14 protein-coding genes and 2 pseudogenes are annotated in these 16,852 nt (G+C 67.5%); 11 read left to right on the top strand and 5 right to left on the bottom strand.

Annotated features, from left to right (window positions below):
* Window positions 1–16: 16 nt before the first annotated feature.
* On the bottom strand, window positions 17–730 hold the full coding sequence (locus ACGF8B_RS02605; protein WP_392734062.1) for a GIY-YIG nuclease family protein: 714 nt from the start codon (window positions 728–730) through the stop codon (window positions 17–19).
* 131 nt (window positions 731–861) lie between these two features.
* A pseudogene (locus tag ACGF8B_RS02600) lies at window positions 862–1,130 on the bottom strand (transposase); the annotation flags it as partial.
* 676 nt (window positions 1,131–1,806) lie between these two features.
* Here ACGF8B_RS02600 and ACGF8B_RS02595 point away from each other — a divergent pair.
* A complete protein-coding gene (locus ACGF8B_RS02595) occupies window positions 1,807–3,183 on the top strand; it encodes a hypothetical protein (protein ID WP_392734061.1) in 1,377 nt (458 codons plus the stop codon).
* Window positions 3,184–3,686: 503 nt separating this feature from the next.
* Here ACGF8B_RS02595 and ACGF8B_RS02590 read toward each other — a convergent pair.
* A complete protein-coding gene (locus tag ACGF8B_RS02590) occupies window positions 3,687–5,210 on the bottom strand; it encodes a PucR family transcriptional regulator (RefSeq protein ID WP_392734059.1) in 1,524 nt (507 codons plus the stop codon).
* Between the two features lie 164 nt (window positions 5,211–5,374).
* Between ACGF8B_RS02590 and ACGF8B_RS02585 the strand changes: the two genes are divergently transcribed.
* Both ACGF8B_RS02585 and ACGF8B_RS02580 read left to right on the top strand, forming a co-directional pair.
* Window positions 5,375–6,778, top strand: coding sequence for a purine-cytosine permease family protein (locus ACGF8B_RS02585; RefSeq protein ID WP_392734055.1), 1,404 nt, complete (start codon window positions 5,375–5,377; stop codon window positions 6,776–6,778).
* The gene (locus tag ACGF8B_RS02580) at window positions 6,775–7,275 is read left to right on the top strand and encodes a nucleoside deaminase (protein ID WP_392734054.1); all 501 of its coding nucleotides are present in this window, start codon (window positions 6,775–6,777) and stop codon (window positions 7,273–7,275) included. The genes ACGF8B_RS02585 and ACGF8B_RS02580 overlap by 4 nt, the downstream gene beginning before the upstream one ends.
* An 843-nt stretch (window positions 7,276–8,118) precedes the next feature.
* Here the strand turns inward: ACGF8B_RS02580 and ACGF8B_RS02575 are convergent.
* Window positions 8,119–9,945 (bottom strand): DUF262 domain-containing protein, encoded by a 1,827-nt coding sequence (locus ACGF8B_RS02575; RefSeq protein WP_392734052.1) that lies wholly within the window; start codon window positions 9,943–9,945, stop codon window positions 8,119–8,121.
* 306 nt (window positions 9,946–10,251) lie between these two features.
* Between ACGF8B_RS02575 and ACGF8B_RS02570 the strand changes: the two are divergent.
* The 5 genes and pseudogenes from ACGF8B_RS02570 to ACGF8B_RS02550 all read left to right on the top strand — a co-directional run.
* Window positions 10,252–10,461, top strand: a pseudogene (locus tag ACGF8B_RS02570) (hypothetical protein); the annotation flags it as partial.
* 409 nt (window positions 10,462–10,870) lie between these two features.
* Window positions 10,871–11,074 carry a cold-shock protein gene (locus ACGF8B_RS02565; RefSeq protein ID WP_072489439.1) on the top strand — a complete coding sequence of 68 codons (204 nt, stop codon included), beginning with the start codon at window positions 10,871–10,873 and terminating at the stop codon, window positions 11,072–11,074.
* Between the two features lie 317 nt (window positions 11,075–11,391).
* Window positions 11,392–12,897, top strand: coding sequence for a DEAD/DEAH box helicase (locus ACGF8B_RS02560; RefSeq protein WP_392734050.1), 1,506 nt, complete (start codon window positions 11,392–11,394; stop codon window positions 12,895–12,897).
* 46 nt (window positions 12,898–12,943) lie between these two features.
* Window positions 12,944–13,342, top strand: a complete 399-nt coding sequence (locus ACGF8B_RS02555) for a hypothetical protein (protein ID WP_392734458.1) — start codon at window positions 12,944–12,946, stop codon at window positions 13,340–13,342.
* 72 nt (window positions 13,343–13,414) lie between these two features.
* A complete protein-coding gene (locus tag ACGF8B_RS02550) occupies window positions 13,415–13,735 on the top strand; it encodes an SCO5918 family protein (RefSeq protein ID WP_392734049.1) in 321 nt (106 codons plus the stop codon).
* Window positions 13,736–13,846: 111 nt separating this feature from the next.
* Here the strand turns inward: ACGF8B_RS02550 and ACGF8B_RS02545 are convergent, their stop codons facing one another.
* A complete protein-coding gene (locus ACGF8B_RS02545; protein ID WP_392734047.1) occupies window positions 13,847–14,206 on the bottom strand; it encodes a hypothetical protein in 360 nt (119 codons plus the stop codon).
* Window positions 14,207–15,131: 925 nt separating this feature from the next.
* Here ACGF8B_RS02545 and ACGF8B_RS02540 point away from each other — a divergent pair.
* The 3 genes from ACGF8B_RS02540 to ACGF8B_RS02530 all read left to right on the top strand — a co-directional run bounded on the left by ACGF8B_RS02540 (window position 15,132) and on the right by ACGF8B_RS02530 (window position 16,490).
* Window positions 15,132–15,470, top strand: a complete 339-nt coding sequence (locus tag ACGF8B_RS02540) for a MerR family transcriptional regulator (protein WP_392734045.1) — start codon at window positions 15,132–15,134, stop codon at window positions 15,468–15,470.
* A gap of 241 nt (window positions 15,471–15,711) precedes the next feature.
* The gene (locus tag ACGF8B_RS02535) at window positions 15,712–15,915 is read left to right on the top strand and encodes a cold-shock protein (protein ID WP_384752535.1); all 204 of its coding nucleotides are present in this window, start codon (window positions 15,712–15,714) and stop codon (window positions 15,913–15,915) included.
* 371 nt (window positions 15,916–16,286) lie between these two features.
* Window positions 16,287–16,490, top strand: a complete 204-nt coding sequence (locus ACGF8B_RS02530) for a DUF6243 family protein (protein WP_392734043.1) — start codon at window positions 16,287–16,289, stop codon at window positions 16,488–16,490.
* The last annotated feature ends 362 nt before the right edge of the window (window positions 16,491–16,852 follow it).

The following is a 16,852-nucleotide window of genomic DNA, read 5'->3' as shown; positions in this document are numbered from 1 at the left end:
CTCTCGCGGGCGCTGTTCATCCCGACGCGGGCATCGTGCTGACGTAGGCGTCAATCAGCCCGGCCGCCTGACCGAAATCCATACGGAAGAACTCACGGTCCTTCCTGAGTCGGTACTCCGCGAGCAGCGCGTGCACCTCGCTTTCAACGTGACGGGCATGCGGGACCATCCAGGCTCCGCGCGCCCCGTACGGAATGGGAACGCCCGTCGAGGAGTTGATCTCTCGCGCACGTGTCGCGACGTCTCTGTCCGTGTATCCCACCTTGAGGATGCCAGGCATCTCACGGGTTGAAAGTACATAAATGAAGCCGTGTCCAGGCCTACGCAGAGGCGTTCCATCGATGTACCGCTGAAGGGTGTCGACCAGCCCCTGACTGCCTAGAGAGCTGATCAGTCTCGATGTCGTGATGGTTTCACAGTCCTGTATCGCCCGACGCAGCGCAAGAAGGTCACCAGAGACTGTTCTTGCTGCTCGGTGGGCCGGAAAGCCAAGTTGGCTCCATACCGTGAACCAGTCCCACTGGTCCTTCTTGTAGGTACGGGTGAACAGCCCCTTGATCACAGACAGGTCGTCCAACCGTCCGAGAGCCGCTGTTCGCCCCTTCGTCAGGGTCGCCAGTGTGGTGTGGGCTGCCCTGACGCGTTCGGTCTGGACAGGCGGCTTGATCGGCGCCATGCCGAAGCCCCACTTCTGCTCGACCCTGGGCCGCCCCGTTACCTCTGCACTCATCCGCTGATCTTACGAAATGTACGTTCCGTTGACGGCAGAGCCCTGGCCCAGCCTCTGGCCAGCGTCCGGCATCGCACTGCCGAGTCGTCTGGTGCAACAGAGTCGGCGGCTAACTGATCATTTCGGAATGAGGTTCGGATTCGCCGCAAGCAGACAATGCTGCAGATGAGTTGGAGCATCCGGGGTGAAGGCCGGCTCGTATCCTGCAACGGGTCCGGTCACTTGAACTGGTGGAGCCAGACGAAGGTGCGCTCGACGACCCACCTGTCTTGCCCAGGCCGGATCCTTGGGTGGCGCCCCTGCGGGCAATGCTCGGCGTGACGCCGTGAGCGCGGAGCAGGCGTCGATACTTGTCGTAGGCGCAGTACTTGTCGTAGGCGCAGTCGGTGAACAGACACCGCCATGCTCACGCTGTTGCAGCACGCCGGACACCGACTGGCGCGTGCGGTCGGTGGCCGACCACGGTTCTGGGTCCTGGGCGGCAGCTCGGGCACATCGCCCCGGATTTGTTCGAGACCGCCACCCGCATCCGCGCCTCGTACTACCTGGTGACCGCGCTGCCGGCTGCCCACGGACGCGCCGTCCCGGGATGGAGCAGCACTTCAGGATCTACGAGGTGTCCGGTGACCGATACACCGTGGATGACCGCGGTTACAGCGTCGTGGCCGGGAGCACCCGTCCGGAATTCGTATCGGTGAGGCTGCCTTTTCGCTCACGCGGCGTGACCGTCGCCGCGATCCTGCGGGGTGTTGTCGCAAACCGCTCTGTTGGAGGCGCCTCAAGAAGGCCCGACCGTAATCGCGTTACGAGCCTTTGGACACAAGGTGACTTGGCAGGCCACCCCGCTCAACGAAGCTTCCTCCTTCCACGCCACGGACCGCTCACCTGCGGAGGAATCTCGGTCCCAGGCTTTGTCCGGCGAACACCTCACGCACTGTCAGGCGAACCTCTACCGTGAAATGGTTCGCTGCTCCACAGCCCACGACGCAAAAGGCGGAGAGGGCAGTCCCGCGCCGCCCCGGCCCCAGTGCCACAGCGGCGGGTTCGGCAAGTTCGGGAAGGAATACGAGGCCAACATGCTCAGCCTCTACGCAGATCAGTTTACCTATGCAAGTTGGGCAACCAAAGGAATTGACTTTTTCCAACACCTTCCGAAGGCGCTCACTGGTGTGATACTTATTCTCTTTTTGCATGGCGCCATCGTCATAGCCATCATCCTCTTGTCATTAGCGTTCAGGCGCCTGCTGGGTAGACGCCTGAACGGATGGATAAGGCAGATATTCGAGCCGACAAGCAGCCACCAGCAAGAACGGGCGGCAGAATTCGCGGAACTGTATATACAGAACGCCGTGACACACATGGAATCCGCAGCTTCCAGCATTTCCAGCGATGAACGAAGCCGCCTGGTCAGGGACATCAAGACCTGGCACGCCAATTCCCACTTGTGGACCGCGCGACAGGCGACCGTACTTGCCCTTACTGTGTGGCTTCTGGTGAATATCGAACCAATCGGGAATACTCTGTCTCTCTGGTTTGGCGGAAAATGCGAGAAATCGATGAGGCTCGGCACCAGAAATGATGCTCAGGGTTGCAATCTCGGATGGACGGACTCGCTCGGTAAGCTGTGGGACCCGAAGGTGAATTTCGTCCGTGAGAGGTGGGGCGACGTGAAAACGGCAGTGCAGCATCCGCTGGAACACCCCGCGCACACCGCTACCACAGCTGCAGCAGCGCTTCTCTTGGTGGTCGTCATCATGATGGCATATCCGTTGACATTCGATATCTGGTACAGCTTGCACCGACGACTGAGCCGCGCTCTTCCGGGGGCGGGCGGGTCGCCAGCCCCCGCCAGACCCGGTCTGGCCAGTGAAGTGAATCGCTGTTGGCCGACAGTCAGGCTCCTGAATATCTGCAAGGAGGTAGGTCGCGCACATAATCAGCTGGAAACCGATGGAGAAGCATCGCTGGTCAGTCTGAAACGTGCGGAAAGTGCTGTCTATTCCGCCTGGCGAAGTCGGCACCGAAGAAGGGCGTTCACTCGTAGCCAAGAATTTTCCGAGCATGCCGAGCTGGTGGTCGGAGCACTCCGCGCTGCAGAAATCCGACAGGAGCGCGAATCCGACACCAAGAAAGTTCTCGAAGACACGCATGCCATGCTGCTGAAAATTAGCACTCGGTACACGGCGGGCCTCACTTTGGCGCTGCTCGATGCCGAAGACCTCGAAGGCGTCGAGCCTGCGGTGCGCCGGAAATGGGTCAAGGCGGCGTTCGCAGTAATCATCATGGGTGGCCTCGCCGCAGGTGCCACGGCAATGGGCGCGCCGGACGAGGTGTGGACTCCACTTGTCACGGCAGTCCCCGTGTTGGCCTGGGGTATCGCGTACATGCGCCCGGCACGCATTGCCGAAACGCTCGCGCTGTGGAACGGCGGCGGCCGGCACCGCGCGGAGTAGCCGCGTCCTCAGTCACGGCAGCTGTCCGGTTCATGCAGAACGAGATTCTGCGCATCCTGGCCGCGGCACCTCGTGCCACAACGTGCCGGCAGAGACGGGGAACAGCAGTCACCGGCAGGCACGGGAAGACGACGAGAGTCTCGCCGACAGCGTCGGTTTCCGCAGAACAGAGACTCTTTGAAGGCCCGAGCCCTGGGTGATTCCCAAGCCCGGAGCGCGAGTTCGATCCTCGTCACCCGCTCCTTGAAAAAGCCCCAGGCCAACGGCCGGGGACTTCTTTGTTGCCCAGGCCACGCTGAGCCGGCCTGGGCAGGTGCCAGGGTGTGGGGCTTGCTGCGCGTCCAGAACAGAGGCCGGTGCTCCGCCTGGTCCTGAAGCGGACGCCTACCGGCCTCGGAGGCCGCGGGCGAGGTTCTGCTGCCCAGTGCTCGGCCCCCGACACCAAAACGGTGCCGCGCCGGCAACGCATGGGCACGCCATCGGGGCCAAACCCGGCTTGCGGCTCATTCCTCGTCGATCGCGCAGGCGAGGTAGAGGTCGACCCGGTCGCGGGCGGTGGAGAGGTCGCGGTCGGTCAGCTGCTGGATGCGGCCGATGCGGTAGTGGAGGGTGCTGACGTGGATGTGGAGGGCGGTGGCGGTGGTGCGCCAGGCGCCGTTGTGTTCCAGGAAGACGGTCAGGGTGTGGACCATGTCGGCGCCGTGCTCGGCGTCGTACTCCTGGAGGGGGCCGAGGAGGCGCCGCCGGTAGGAGGCGCGGATGTCGGCGGGGACGCCGGCGAGGAGCAGCAGGTGCGAGTCGAGCGCGCGGGCGGTGACCAGGGCCAGGCGGGCGGGGCGGAGGGCGGCGAGGCGGGCGGCGTGGCGGGACTCCTCCAGGGCGCGGGCGAGTCCGGTGGCGTCGGTGGCGGGGGCGCCGAGGCCGAAGGCGATGCGGCCGCCCTCGGCGGCCGGTTCGAAGCGGGCGAGACGTTCTTCCAGGAGGTCGGCGAGGGACGTGTCGTCGAGGGCGGGGCCGGGCGAGATCAGGAGGGTCAGGCCGTGTTCGCCGCCGGCGACGACGGTGCGGGTGTCCGGGCTCTCGTCGAGGACGCTCTCGGCGAGGTCGGCGGCCAGGTCCCAGGGCCGCAGCGCGCCCCGGGTGAGGGCGGTCAGGACCAGTAGGGGGACGGTCGGGTCGAGTCCCGCGGTCCGAAGCCGGGTCGCGAGCGCGGCGGGCGGTGCCGCCTGCTCGATCAGCTCGACCAGGTCGGCGTGGAAGCGCTGTTCCGTGCGGCGGCGTTCGTCGCGGCGGGCTCCGCCCAGGGCGAGGAGTTCCGCCGTCTGCTCGGCGGCCTCCGGGTCGGACGGTTCCCCGCGTACGACGAGCAGGCCGCCGCCCGCGCTGCGCCGGCCTATGGGCAGGACCCGGTAGCCGTCGATGGTCGCCGGAAGCCGTTCGGCCCGCTGGACGGTGGCGGCGAGCCGGGCGCGGGCGGAGCCGGGGAGGGGCTCGGCGGGGCCCGCGAGGAGGCGGCCCGCCGAGGACAGGGCCCAGCAGTCGGTGCGGAGTTCGGCGGCCAGCATGGCGACGAGGCCGCCGAGGTCCGCGCCCTCGACGAGGGCGCCGACGAGACGCCGGTGGCGGCCGAGGACGTCGGCGAGTTCGAGGCCGCGTTCGCGGTTGATGCGCTCGATGACGGTGCGGGAGAGCGCGCCGTAGGAGATCTCGGGTGGGGCGGCCAGGACGGGGATGCCACGCCTTGCGCACGCCTCGACGAGGGCCGGGGGCACCTCGCCGAGCAGGATGTCGCCGGCCACCAGCGCGGCCGCGCCGCCGTCGGCGAGGGACGCGGCGAAGGTCTCGCAGTCCGCGGGGGTCCGGTACCAGCCCTCGCTGGTCAGGACGAGCTCGCCGCCGGTCAGGAACGTCGCCGGTTCCAGCAGGTCCGTCGCGTAGACCCAGCGCAGCTCCCCTGCGAGGTCGCCGTCCGGGGTCAGGAGCCTGAGCCCCAGCTCCGGCATGCCCAACAGATCCCGTACCTGCATCCGACCTCCTCCACTCTCCGACGATCGTACGAAGACCAGTGCCGTTTCGGCCATGACTTAGCTCTCTGCGAGGGTGTCTGGCCGCTGTCCAGGGGGTGTGTACTGCCGTTGCTGCAGCACTCCGGCATCCCTGACTTCCTACGAATCATGGAAGGGGGCACGACATGACTCGACAAGGTCCACTCGCACAGCGGCTCTCCGCCGCTGTGCGCTCCGCCACCGCGGTGGAGACCTCGGGCATCGAACCGATACCCGCAAACGACCGCGAAGGCGGACCGGGTTCGTCGTTCACGCTCTGGTTCAGCTCCAACGTCCAGTTCTCCAGCCTCACCAGCGGCATGCTCGCCACCGCCGCCTTCGGTCTGGGCTGGGCGCAGGCATTGCTGGCGATCGTGTGCGGCAGCGCCGTGGGTGCGGCGGCCATCGGCATCACCTCCACGTTCGGCCCGCCCAAGGGCGTCGGTCTGCTCGTGCAGACCCGGTTGCCCCTCGGTCGGCGCGGCGCCGCGATCCCCGCCGTGCTGGTGTTCTTCAAGGCGTGCGCGTGGTTCGCGGTCAACTCGATCCTCGGGGCCTTCGCCGTCCAGACCCTGATCGGCACGGGGTTCGGCCCGGCCTTCGCGATCGTCACGGTCGCCCAGGTCGCCATCGCGCTCGTCGGCTACGGCTTCATCCACCTGGTGCAGAAGGCGATGGCCCTCGTCCTGCCCCTGCTCTTCATCGGCGTCTCCCTCTACGGGTACACGGAGAGCGACCTCGGCTCCGGCTTCGACGCCGCCAAGGCCGGCCCGCTCGGGTTCGTCGGGGCGTTCGCCCTGGTGGTGGCGATCCAGGCGGCGCGGGCGCTGAGCTTCTCCTCGTACGCCGCCGACTACACCCGCTACATGCCCGTCGACACCCCGCCCCGCAAGCTCTTCCTGTACGCCTTCACCGGCACCTGGCTCGGCTCGGTGTGGATCGCGAGCCTGGGCGCCGCCATCGGCACGATCGCCTTCATCGGCACCCCCACCGACCTCGTCGGCCAGGTCCTGCCCGGCGCGCTCGCCACCGTCACCATGCTCGCCCTGGGCGTCTCGACCATCACCTCCAGCTGCCTGGACTGCTACTCCGGCGCGCTGGCCTGGCTCATCGCCGGCGTGAGGATGGCGCGCTGGCAGGCGGTCCTCGTGGTCGGCGGACTCGGCAGCGCCGTCGGCTGGTTCGCCGGCCAGGGCGACTACTGGAAGTCGTTCGAGAACTTCCTCATCATCCTCGGCAACTGGATCGCCCCCTGGCTCGCCGTGATGCTCGTCCAGCGCTTCCTCGTCCCCTCCCACGACGAGGACGCGCCCCGCAACTTCGGACCCGGATTCGCCTCCTGGCTTCTCGGACTGCTCGCCGCGGTCCCCTTCATGAGCCAGCCCGGCGTCTTCGTCGGCCCGATCGCCGAGAGCCACCCCGCGCTCGGCGCCTGCGCCGCGGCCGTCGCCTTCCTTACGGCCGGGCTCATCCACTGCGCGCTCACCCGGAACAGCCGGACCCGAGCCGCCACTCCCACCGACGACACACCCAAGGAGATCCACGCATGACCGCCGTCCCCACCATGACGACCGCGACCGACACCGACCTCGCCCGTCTCCGCGCCTCCGTGGAGGTCGCCCGGCGTTCGCGTGCCGCGGGCAACCACCCCTTCGGCGCCGTCCTCACCGGCCCCGACGGCGAGATCCTGCTGGAGGCCGAGAACACGGTCACGACGGAGCGCAACGCCACCGGTCACGCCGAGACGAACCTCGTCCGCCTCTCCACGGAGAAGTACGACGCCGACTTCCTGCGCACCTGCACCCTCTACACCAGCACCGAGCCGTGCGCGATGTGCTCCGGCGCCATCTACTGGGGCAACATCGGCCGCGTCGTCTACGCCCTCGGCGAGGACGAACTCCTCGCCATGACCGGCGCCAACGAGGAGAACCCCACCATGGCGCTCCCCTGCCGCGAGGTCTTCAAGGCCGGCCAGCGCGACCTCCCCGTCGTCGGCCCGATCGACCTCCCCGAGGCCCGCGAAATCCACACCGGCTTCTGGAACTGACCCGGCGGAAGCCCCACCAAGCTCCCTCCCGAGGGCTGTCAGGGACCCTCGGGAGGGCTCGCACTCCGGGCGAACCCGCTCGCCCCCGTGCCACAACGTGCCGGCAGAGGTGGTCAACAGCGGTCAGCAAGGGAGCGGACGAGGCAGCCGGGTCAAGGCGAGATGGAACCATCCATGCAGGTCAGAGACCACGCGCGGGCTCAAGTGCCGGGTGATTCCCAAGCTCGGAGCGCGAGTTCGATTCTCTCGTCACCCACTCTTCCGCGAGCCCCCAGAGCCATCGGCCTTGGGGCTCGTCGTTGTCTCGACTCTCAGCGCCTTGCACCACCTGGCCCCGGCTCGCGCCCACTCGCGGGCCGCTCGTACCATCCGGTCCAGTCCGCCCGCCACCTCCCTCTGCCGGTCGTGGTCGAAGTGCTGATGGATCCGGGCCGCCTTGCCCGTCGGCACACACCATCGTGTCCTTGAGTGTGGCGCCCGAACGGGTCGAGAGGGTTTGGCCGGGGTGCCGGAGGTCGTAGAAACGGAAGTTCTCCGGCAGGCCGAGCGTGGTCCGCACCTTGCGCACCTTCGCCCGAAGGCGGGCCGTCGGAACGGATTGCCACTCTCCCCGACGAACAGCGGGCCGTCCGGCCACTTCTCGACGTACTGGCTCATGTGCCACTGCAGGTCCTCCGCGGGAACTCCGGCAGCACGGCCACGCGCCTACCGGACTCCGGTCTCATCGCCCTCCTGCCCGTGGCCGGCTCCGTCCGTGCGTCGGCTGCGACTGCCGGCAAGGAGCCCGATCAGCGAGTGGTCGACAAGGCTCGGGAAGGGGGCCGCCACGGCACCCGGCGGACATCAGTCTTCGTCGCCCTCGTCCACCACACCGGTTTCGGGATATCCGTCTTCAGTGACGACCGCCTTGCCAGTGGCCGTCTCGATCGCCTCGACCAGGGCCTGCTGCCGGGCTTCGAAGAAGCCCGCAAAGTCATCCTTGGCGAGCAGCGCGGGGTCGACCAGATGGGTACGAATGTGGTTGGCCACTGTGTCCGCGTCCACCTCGGCGTTCTTCGCGAGCCTGGGGAGATAGGCAGAGGGCGCTGTCCCGCCGATGATGCGGTTGGTGCGTCCGGTCAGCGGGGTCTTGTTGACGATTGAGTTGTAAGTGCCCCGGGCGATGTTTTCCCGCTCGCACCACGCCTGCGGGAAGATGTGGTGGATGTCCACGGCTTCCGCGAAGTACTCGGTGTTCTCGGTCTTCTCACCAGTCCGCCAGTCGACGGCGCCTTCCTTCATCAGAAGTGCGTAGATCCCCTTGTAGGCGGCACTGTTGCGGGTGCGCAATGTCAGCAGGCGGCTCTCACTGAACCGGGCGTCGCGGATGGTGCGAGGTTCGGCCCCGGTGCCGCGCACCCAGCCCACGGTTTCGGGGAGGTCGTGGCTGAACCTGGTCTCCGTCGAGCCGCCGTACAGCTCGCCGAACACACCGCACCAGTACCAACGGGCCAGCTTCTGCTGCGCTCCGGCCGGTTCGGCCTGTGCGCCGAGCGTGCTGAGGATCGCGGCGAGAGGGATCAGCTGGGTGCCGTAGGGGAGGAACCTGGTGTCGAAGAGGTACTGCTGGCGGAGGAACTTGGCGGCGTCCTTGAAGCCCTGGACGACCAGTGGTGCGTAGCGGCGGTACTCGTCCAGACCCAGTTCCAGCATTTCCTTGCGCTTGCAGCCGATTCGCGGCAGACGCTCTTCGTCAATCCCGACGGTAGCGGCATCGGCGCGCCGGGCAGCCGTTGCCATCAGGGTGACGGCCTGCAGGAAGTCGGTGTTGGCGACCTCTTTGAGTACGCGGTACTCCGGCGCCTTCCACGCGGCCCGGACCACATTGTTCCAGTGGTCGCGCAGGTCGAACTCTTCGGCGGCATATGTGGCGGTGAGCAACTCGAAGACTGTGAGGGTGACGCCGCCGGTGTTGACCTTTTCGAAGACCTGGCAGACAGCCTGCCTCTCGGTCTGCTTCCCTAGTTCGATCACCGGCACCTGGTAGAGCTCGAAGGGGCGGACGAATGTCTCCTCGAAGTCTCGCCACCACTTGCGGCCGTCCTGCCCCTGATCCTTCCAGTAGTCCTCGTAACCGTAGCTCCAATCGCGGTTGGAAAAGAGCTGGGAGAGTGGGAAGAGGCGGGCCGCGTATTCCTTCTCCGGGGTCGAGTAGTCCTCGATGAGATCGCCACGGAAGCTGCGGACCACCCGGTCCGCCGGCAGAAGGCGGATGGCCTCTTCACGGTCCGCCTGAGGGTCGAGAGCCTTGACCATGTCGACGTAGAACCAGCCGGTGATCCGCTGCTTACGCTGGTTCTGTGTCTCGACCGGCTTGCCGAGCATGAGCGACTGGAAGAGCGAGGTCATCCGCTGCTGGCCGTCGAGAATCAGGGTGTCCGGTTCGGTGCCCTCGGGCGGGGCGGCGCCCTCGACCGGGCGACACTTGAAACGGACGTCACCACCGGTCTGCAGCAACATGAGGGTGCCGACCGGGTATCCACGAGAGATCGAGGCGAGCAGGCCGATGATGTTGTGGTCCGGCCACACCCAGCCGCGCTGGAACTCCGGTAGCTGCGCTTCGCCCTCGGCCACCCTCCGCAGCAGTTTGACCAGCTGAATCTTGTCGATCCCGAATGCTTGCTCAGTCACGACCCGCCCCCTCCTCGACACTGAACGCTGCCGAGAGGTTACCGGCGGTCGAGTGAGCACGAGGTCGGTGCTGAAATTCAAGCCGTCAGAGGGTGGCGTCTGCCCCCTGGCCAAGGGCCGTCGCGCCGCGTCTGCTCGGGATCGGTACACCTTTCTCCCCTGCCCCAGGCGGCCGGAGTTTCTCCCTGCCCCAGGTGGCCGGAGTCGTGACTTCGGGGTAGCTACCAAGGCCTTTTCGCCTACCCATCAGGAAACCGGCGCTTGCCCCCCGCGAACAGCCGGAGCACCGCACAGCGACACCCCCGCATGTCCTCAACGACCCGCATCACCGTCACGCTCCCCAGCGATCAGGTGGCGGAGTTCCGCCAGCTCGCGGACAACGTCTCCAGCTATGTGGCGGAAGCCGTGGCCCGCCAGATCCGGCATCAGCTTCTGGGCGACGACATTCGCCGGCACGAAGAAGAGCATGGAGCGACTTCAGCGACGAGGAGCGCGCCCGAGGCCCGCGCGAAGATCTCAGAGGGTGTCCTGCGAGCTGTCTGGGGGCTTCCCGTCGCCCCGGCCCGCAGGCACGGGTTCAGATGGGCTGAGACGTCGCAGCAGGCCGGCCCCTTGCTTTCGAAAAACGCTGCGCTTGAGGTCAATGAATACCTGTGCCGGCGACCTCAGAATTTAACGGTCCTCACCGGGAGAGTTTTTGCCGCGGCACGCACTGGAAAATATTTGACGCACGCAGGCCCCCATGGCGTGCTACTGTCGGAATCGGTTGCAGTTTTGGTACCCAAAAAAACTTCAAGCGCCTCCCGTCGGCCCATGCCGCAGGGAAGCGCTTTGTATTTCCGGTCATTTTCCGGGCGGGCATCATCGCGGCGACACGGTTTCCGTACAGTACGGACTCCGGTGTACTGCCCAAAGGAGATATGACATGGCTACTGGCACCGTGAAGTGGTTCAACGCGGAAAAGGGTTTCGGCTTCATCGAGCAGGACGGTGGCGGCGCCGACGTGTTCGCCCACTTCTCGAACATCGCCGCCCAGGGCTTCCGCGAACTGCAGGAAGGCCAGAAGGTCAGCTTCGACATCGCGCAGGGCCAGAAGGGTCCGACGGCCGAGAACATCGTTTCCGCCTGACGCCGGCGCGCATTTGGTAGCTGGGGCCCGCATCCCTTGGGGTGCGGGCCCCAGCTGCACGTATTTCTGCAGCGGTTCGCCTGCGGGAAATGTATTGAGGCACGCAGGCACCTCGGAGCCTCGCCCGGCGTTGCGTCCGGCGTTGCGTCCGGCGTTGCGCCGGATTCTTTTTCGCACGCCATTTATTAGTTTGCGCACGTCGAGACGGATTTCCCGTGGGCCACGTTCGCATTTCATTCGGTCCGTGCCTGTGATTCCTCGCGCTGCACTTACGCTGCGGAATTCCTTGATACGCGCCGTATCGAGGAAGGTTCTGTATGAACCCCACACGCACGAACAGCCGTTCCTCCCGGGCCCGCCGTAATGGCGGCCACGGGTACGACTCACCTGCTGGTTCGATGCGGGGCAGTCGCTCCGGTTCGTCCGCCCCGAGCCGTTCGGCAGGTCCGAGCCGTTCGGGTGGCAGGCGGCCTGCCGCGATGCAGGGGGAGTTCGCCCTGCCCGAGACGATCACTCCGGCGCTGCCCGCAGTCGACGTGTTCAGCGATCTCGACATGCCGAGGAGTCTGCTGACCGCGCTCACCGCACAGGGCGTCAGCATGCCGTTCCCGATCCAGGGTGCGACGCTGCCGAACTCTCTGGCGGGCCGTGACGTCCTGGGCCGCGGCCGGACCGGCTCCGGCAAGACTCTCGCCTTCGGCCTGGCCCTGCTGGCCCGTACCGCCGGGCAACGCGCCGAGCCCCGTCAGCCGCTGGCCCTGGTCCTGGTTCCCACCCGGGAACTCGCTCAGCAGGTCACCGATGCCCTCACCCCTTACGCCCGAGCCGTGAAGCTGCGCCTGGCCACCGTCGTCGGCGGCATGCCGATCGGCCGTCAGGCGAATGCCCTGCGGGGCGGCACCGAAGTCGTCGTCGCCACCCCCGGGCGCCTCAAGGACCTCATCGACCGCGGCGACTGCCGGCTGAACCAGGTCGCCATCACCGTCCTGGACGAGGCCGACCAGATGGCCGACATGGGCTTCATGCCCCAGGTCACCGCGCTCCTGGACCAGGTCCGCCCCGAGGGCCAGCGCATGCTGTTCTCCGCGACCCTGGACCGTAACGTCGATCTCCTGGTCCGTCGCTACCTCACCGACCCCGTCGTCCACTCCGTGGACCCCTCCCAGGGTGCGGTCACCACGATGGAACATCATGTCCTGCACGTACACGCTGCCGACAAGCACCGGCTGACGACGGAGATCGCGGCGCGCGACGGCCGGGTGATCATGTTCCTGGACACCAAGCACGCCGTGGACCGCCTCACCCAGGACCTCCTCGCCAGCGGTGTCCGGGCCGCCGCTCTGCACGGCGGTAAGTCGCAGCCGCAGCGCACCCGCACCCTCGCCCGGTTCAAGGCGGGCCACGTCACCGTCCTGGTCGCGACGAACGTCGCGGCGCGCGGCATTCACGTCGACCACCTCGACCTCGTAGTGAACGTGGACCCGCCGACCGACCACAAGGACTACCTCCACCGCGGCGGCCGTACCGCGCGGGCCGGCGAGTCCGGCAAGGTCGTCACCCTGGTCACCAACAACCAGCGCCGTGACATGACGCGCCTCATGGCGGCCGCCGGCATCGTGCCGCAGGCCACCCAGGTCCGCTCCGGCGAGGAAGCGCTCCGCCGGATCACCGGCGCCCGGACCCCCTCCGGCATCCCCGTGACGATCACCGAGCCGGCACCCGAGCGGCGCAAGCGCGGCACGGGCTCCCGCGGTCGACGCGGCCCCGCCGCGGCTGCCCGGCGCGTGAGCGGGCGGCAGTCCGCCTTCGACGCGGCGGCCTGAGCACCGCGTGATCCAGAAACTGACCCATCTCCGCAGGAGGCACATGGTGACCCCGGTCCAGGCACAGCCCCACTCGGCGAACGTCGGCCCCGCGCCCCGGGCGGCGCTCGACGCCATGAACACCGCCGGGCCACAGGTCTGCGACGACATGACCGTCGAGGTCGCCCTTTCCGTCATGGCCAGTGCCAGGACCGGACACCTGCGGGTCTGCGACAACGACGGCCTGTGCACCGGACTGGTCACCCGGGCCCGGCTCACCACCGTCCGCGACGGCCCCGCCTACACGGACCGGCTGCGGCTGCGCGACGTCCTCGGCGACCGCGGGCCGCACACCCCGCCCGCCACCATGACGGCCGAGTACGCCACGCACCACCGCAGGCCCGCTGCCCCGTCCGCCGTGGACGAGCAGGACAGCGCGTCGGGCGCCCTCGCCCCGGCCCCCTGAACCGTCTCACCACGACCGTCTCACCACGGCGGAACAATCTCCTTTCCCTCTCTGTGATCCCTGTGAGGCATCGTGCGCTGTGTTATCGCCCGCTTCCCGTTCGAACTCACCAGGAACGGCGTCCTGGACTCCATGAAGGGCATCAAGCCCGAGGAGGTCGTCGGCGAGTCCGTGACCATCGGCCGGCGCGCCTACCCTGCCAAGCAGGTCGGCGAGGTCATCACCCGCCAGGACCGCCGCGACTTCAGCGCCGGCGAAGTCCTCCGGGCCATGACCAGGCTCGGCTTCACCTGCAGCAGCCTCCCCCGGGCCGCCGCCCCCACCCGCGCCCTCAGCCCGCTCCAGCACGCCTCCGAGATGCTCGGCGTCCCGATGGGCCGTCTGACTGCCTGACCGTTCGGCTGGGGGAGCGCGAGCCGACAACCGAACAGCCAGGAGGGCCCGACCGGCACATGCCGGTCGGGCCCTCCCGTTTGCCTGCGGGTTTGTCCGCGCGGCGCGACGTCAGTGATCGGAGTAGCTGAAGTCGCCCATGGTCCAGGCGCTGACATCCGCGATCGAGACGCGGTACATCCCACCCGTCTCCGGGATCCCCACCGTGCCCTGAAGGATCCGCGCCATATGGAAGTGCAGATACGCGGGCGGCCCCTCCCCCTGCGTCGTAGCGGTGAACATGGCGGAGAACTCGCCCAGCCGGGACGAGTCCGTCAGGACCTCCGACACCCGTTGCCTCCACACGGCTTCGGGCGCCAGCCGGCCGGTGATGACAGCACCACCGGTGACCACGGTCAGGGACATCTGATTGCTGTGCCCGGACTCCACAAGCGTGGCGACGTCTACGAGCAGCTCGTCAGGCTTCGACATGGGAGCCGATCCTATTCACGAGTCGTCCCGTCCCCCCGACCGGTCGTTGTGCCGATCTTGCTGCCGGGCAAGTCGGACAGTCGCTGTCGTCCCCTCAGGGACCAGGCGGATGACCGCGGTCGCTCCGGCGAGCCGGTTGACCACGGGTCGGCCGGAGCCTCCGGCAAGGTCAATTACCTCCCCACCAGACACGCGAAAATCTCTGTTGGCCGGAGTAGACATTGAGTGGTGGCGTGACTATGGTTTCTCTCGTACCCCAGAGAGACAGTAGGGCCTGGCAGAGACGGACTGCCGGCAGTGCATGTAGTCGCAGGACGGTACGGCGGTGGAGTTTCGAAGCCTGGGTTGTTGCAGGACGGCGACGGGACTGACGGCCGGACCGGGTGGCCCGCAGTGAGGGGCCGCCGAAGCGGGACCGCTGTCATGGAAGTTGCGGTACCCGTGAGTGCAGTTCGCAGTACCCAGCAGTGAAGTGACCGAGCGGTACCTCGGTGAAGGCGTCGGCTGCGGACGCGCGCACCGGGAAGTTCGGCAGTGGGGTTCCAAGCCGGAGCAGACGCAGGAAGGGCAACGGGGCCGGCTGCCGGAGAGCGGCGCTGTCGCAGGCCGCTGAGCAGTACGCAGTACCAGCAGTACGCAGTGCCCCATGGTGGGCAGTTGATCGCCGAGGGAAGAACGGAGGAGCCCGCGCCATCAGGATCGCCCGGGCCGGAGCATTGAGCCCGGGTACCGCAGGACATCGATAGTGAGGTGGTCTCCGGTCAAGCAACCGCGATCCCCGCACTCCCGACAGCAGCCAGGTCGGGTCTGCGGACACAGAATGCCGGTGCGGTATCAAGGCCGGCAGGTGGTGTAGTAGTTCCTTCGGGGCCCTGGTGCCGTACGGCACCAGGGCCCCTCCATGCGTTCCACAAGAGAGGTGCAAGTGACAGCAGACGACTCGTACGGCCGACTTGACGACGACGACTACCCCGCCTACACGATGGGCCGGGCCGCCGAGATGCTCGGCACCACCCAGGGTTTCCTCCGCGCCATCGGCGAAGCCCGCCTGATCACTCCCCTGCGCTCGGAGGGTGGCCACCGCCGCTACTCCCGCTACCAACTGCGCATCGCCGCCCGCGCCCGCGAACTGGTCGACCAGGGCACGTCCATCGAGGCCGCCTGCCGCATCGTCGTCCTGGAAGACCAGCTGGAAGAGGCGCAGCGCATCAACGCCGAGTACCGTCGCGCCGCCGAATCGGCAGAGCCGCCGACCGAGAGCTGAGGCGGTGCGCGCCCGCCGGAAACCAGGGCGACCGGCGGGCACCGCGCACAGATGCAGGCGATTCCTCTGGTGACGGAGTGTGCGGGCGTGTACCGTCCCGGTGAGTTGTCGTGGTTCGGAAGTTCCCTCTGCCCACTCCTTCGGTGTGGGCGTTCTGCTGTGCTGTGCCGCAGGAACCAGGGCGATCACCTCCGCCTTCCGCATGCAGCGGAAGGCGTTAATCGACTGGAAGGCATGAGACATGGCTAAGGGAACCGTGAAGTGGTTCAACGCGGAGAAGGGCTTCGGCTTCATCGCTCAGGACGGTGGCGGCCCGGACGTCTTCGCCCACTACTCGGCGATCAACTCCTCGGGCTTCCGTGAGCTCCAGGAGGGTCAGGTCGTGACGTTCGACGTCACGCAGGGCCAGAAGGGCCCCCAGGCGGAGAACATCAACCCGGCCTGACCCTTCCCGCTGCACCGGCGGAACCGGGATCCCCCGGGTCCGGCCGCACGAGCGTGAGCGAGCCCCGGACCGAGTCGGTCCGGGGCTCGCTCACGCTCATGCGGGGTTTGGACGTATGCGCGGGCGCCGGCCGGGCGACGACGGCCGACACCGGGTGACGACGGCCGACATCGGCCGACGACGGGTGACGACGGGTGACGACGGGTTTGGCGTGCGGGGGCGACGGAACCGGGTAACGTCTTTGTCATGTTCTTCCAGACACCGATTTACGAGTGAGAGCGTGACGGGCCCCTGCTGACGTCCCCGATGTCGCCGCGCCCGTCCCCCACCGATGAATCCGTAGATCACCTCACTTCATTCCGGGAGAACTCATGACCGTGAGCAAGAACATCAACAACCCCGTGGGCATGGGCGGCGGCCAGCGCAAGCGGCTGTCCCGCGCCGAACGGCAGAACAATGGTCCGCACCGCAATCTCGACCGCAAGGGTGCCGCTGACCGGAAGGCCGAGCTGGTGCGCAAGATGCGTGAGAAGGCAGGAGCAGGGCAGGCGGGCGACGACACCGCGCAGAGCTGACGCACCGCCGCCGCAGGGTCGCGGCACCGCATTGGACAGGGTCCGGACCGCGACGCGCGGTCCGGGCCCTGTTGCCGTACCGGGCGCGGCCGGTCCCGCTCAGCTCCCGGCCGGTCCCGCTCAGCTCCCGGCCGGCCACTCGGGGTGCCGCTGAGGAAGTGGCCGGCGTGATCCCTGCCCGTGATCACGCCACCGCACAGGCGGGCCGGCAGCTGTTCGATCGCACGGCGCCCGTCTTCAGTCGTACCGTGGGCTCTTTGGAACGCCGACGTCCGGAAGGCGGAACGGTCACGGCGGGAACAGCCGGTCCAGTCGGCACCGTTGGATCAGCCGAGGGACCGGCACCGTTCGGGCGGGGAGCA

It is taken from the genome of Streptomyces sp. NPDC047917 (assembly GCF_043204345.1).
GTDB lineage: Bacteria > Actinomycetota > Actinomycetes > Streptomycetales > Streptomycetaceae > Streptomyces > Streptomyces sanglieri.
This window is presented reverse-complemented; position numbering and strand designations above follow the sequence as displayed.

What these genes read in the sequence shown, in the direction of transcription:
- ACGF8B_RS02605 (WP_392734062.1), bottom strand. Translation starts at nt 730, where the DNA reads ATGAGTGCAGAGGTAACGGGGCGGCCCAGGGTCGAGCAGAAGTGGGGC.
- ACGF8B_RS02595 (WP_392734061.1), top strand. Translation starts at nt 1,807, where the DNA reads ATGCTCAGCCTCTACGCAGATCAGTTTACCTATGCAAGTTGGGCAACC.
- ACGF8B_RS02590 (WP_392734059.1), bottom strand. Translation starts at nt 5,210, where the DNA reads ATGCAGGTACGGGATCTGTTGGGCATGCCGGAGCTGGGGCTCAGGCTC.
- ACGF8B_RS02585 (WP_392734055.1), top strand. Translation starts at nt 5,375, where the DNA reads ATGACTCGACAAGGTCCACTCGCACAGCGGCTCTCCGCCGCTGTGCGC.
- ACGF8B_RS02580 (WP_392734054.1), top strand. Translation starts at nt 6,775, where the DNA reads ATGACCGCCGTCCCCACCATGACGACCGCGACCGACACCGACCTCGCC.
- ACGF8B_RS02565 (WP_072489439.1), top strand. Translation starts at nt 10,871, where the DNA reads ATGGCTACTGGCACCGTGAAGTGGTTCAACGCGGAAAAGGGTTTCGGC.
- ACGF8B_RS02560 (WP_392734050.1), top strand. Translation starts at nt 11,392, where the DNA reads ATGAACCCCACACGCACGAACAGCCGTTCCTCCCGGGCCCGCCGTAAT.
- ACGF8B_RS02545 (WP_392734047.1), bottom strand. Translation starts at nt 14,206, where the DNA reads ATGTCGAAGCCTGACGAGCTGCTCGTAGACGTCGCCACGCTTGTGGAG.
- ACGF8B_RS02535 (WP_384752535.1), top strand. Translation starts at nt 15,712, where the DNA reads ATGGCTAAGGGAACCGTGAAGTGGTTCAACGCGGAGAAGGGCTTCGGC.
- ACGF8B_RS02530 (WP_392734043.1), top strand. Translation starts at nt 16,287, where the DNA reads ATGACCGTGAGCAAGAACATCAACAACCCCGTGGGCATGGGCGGCGGC.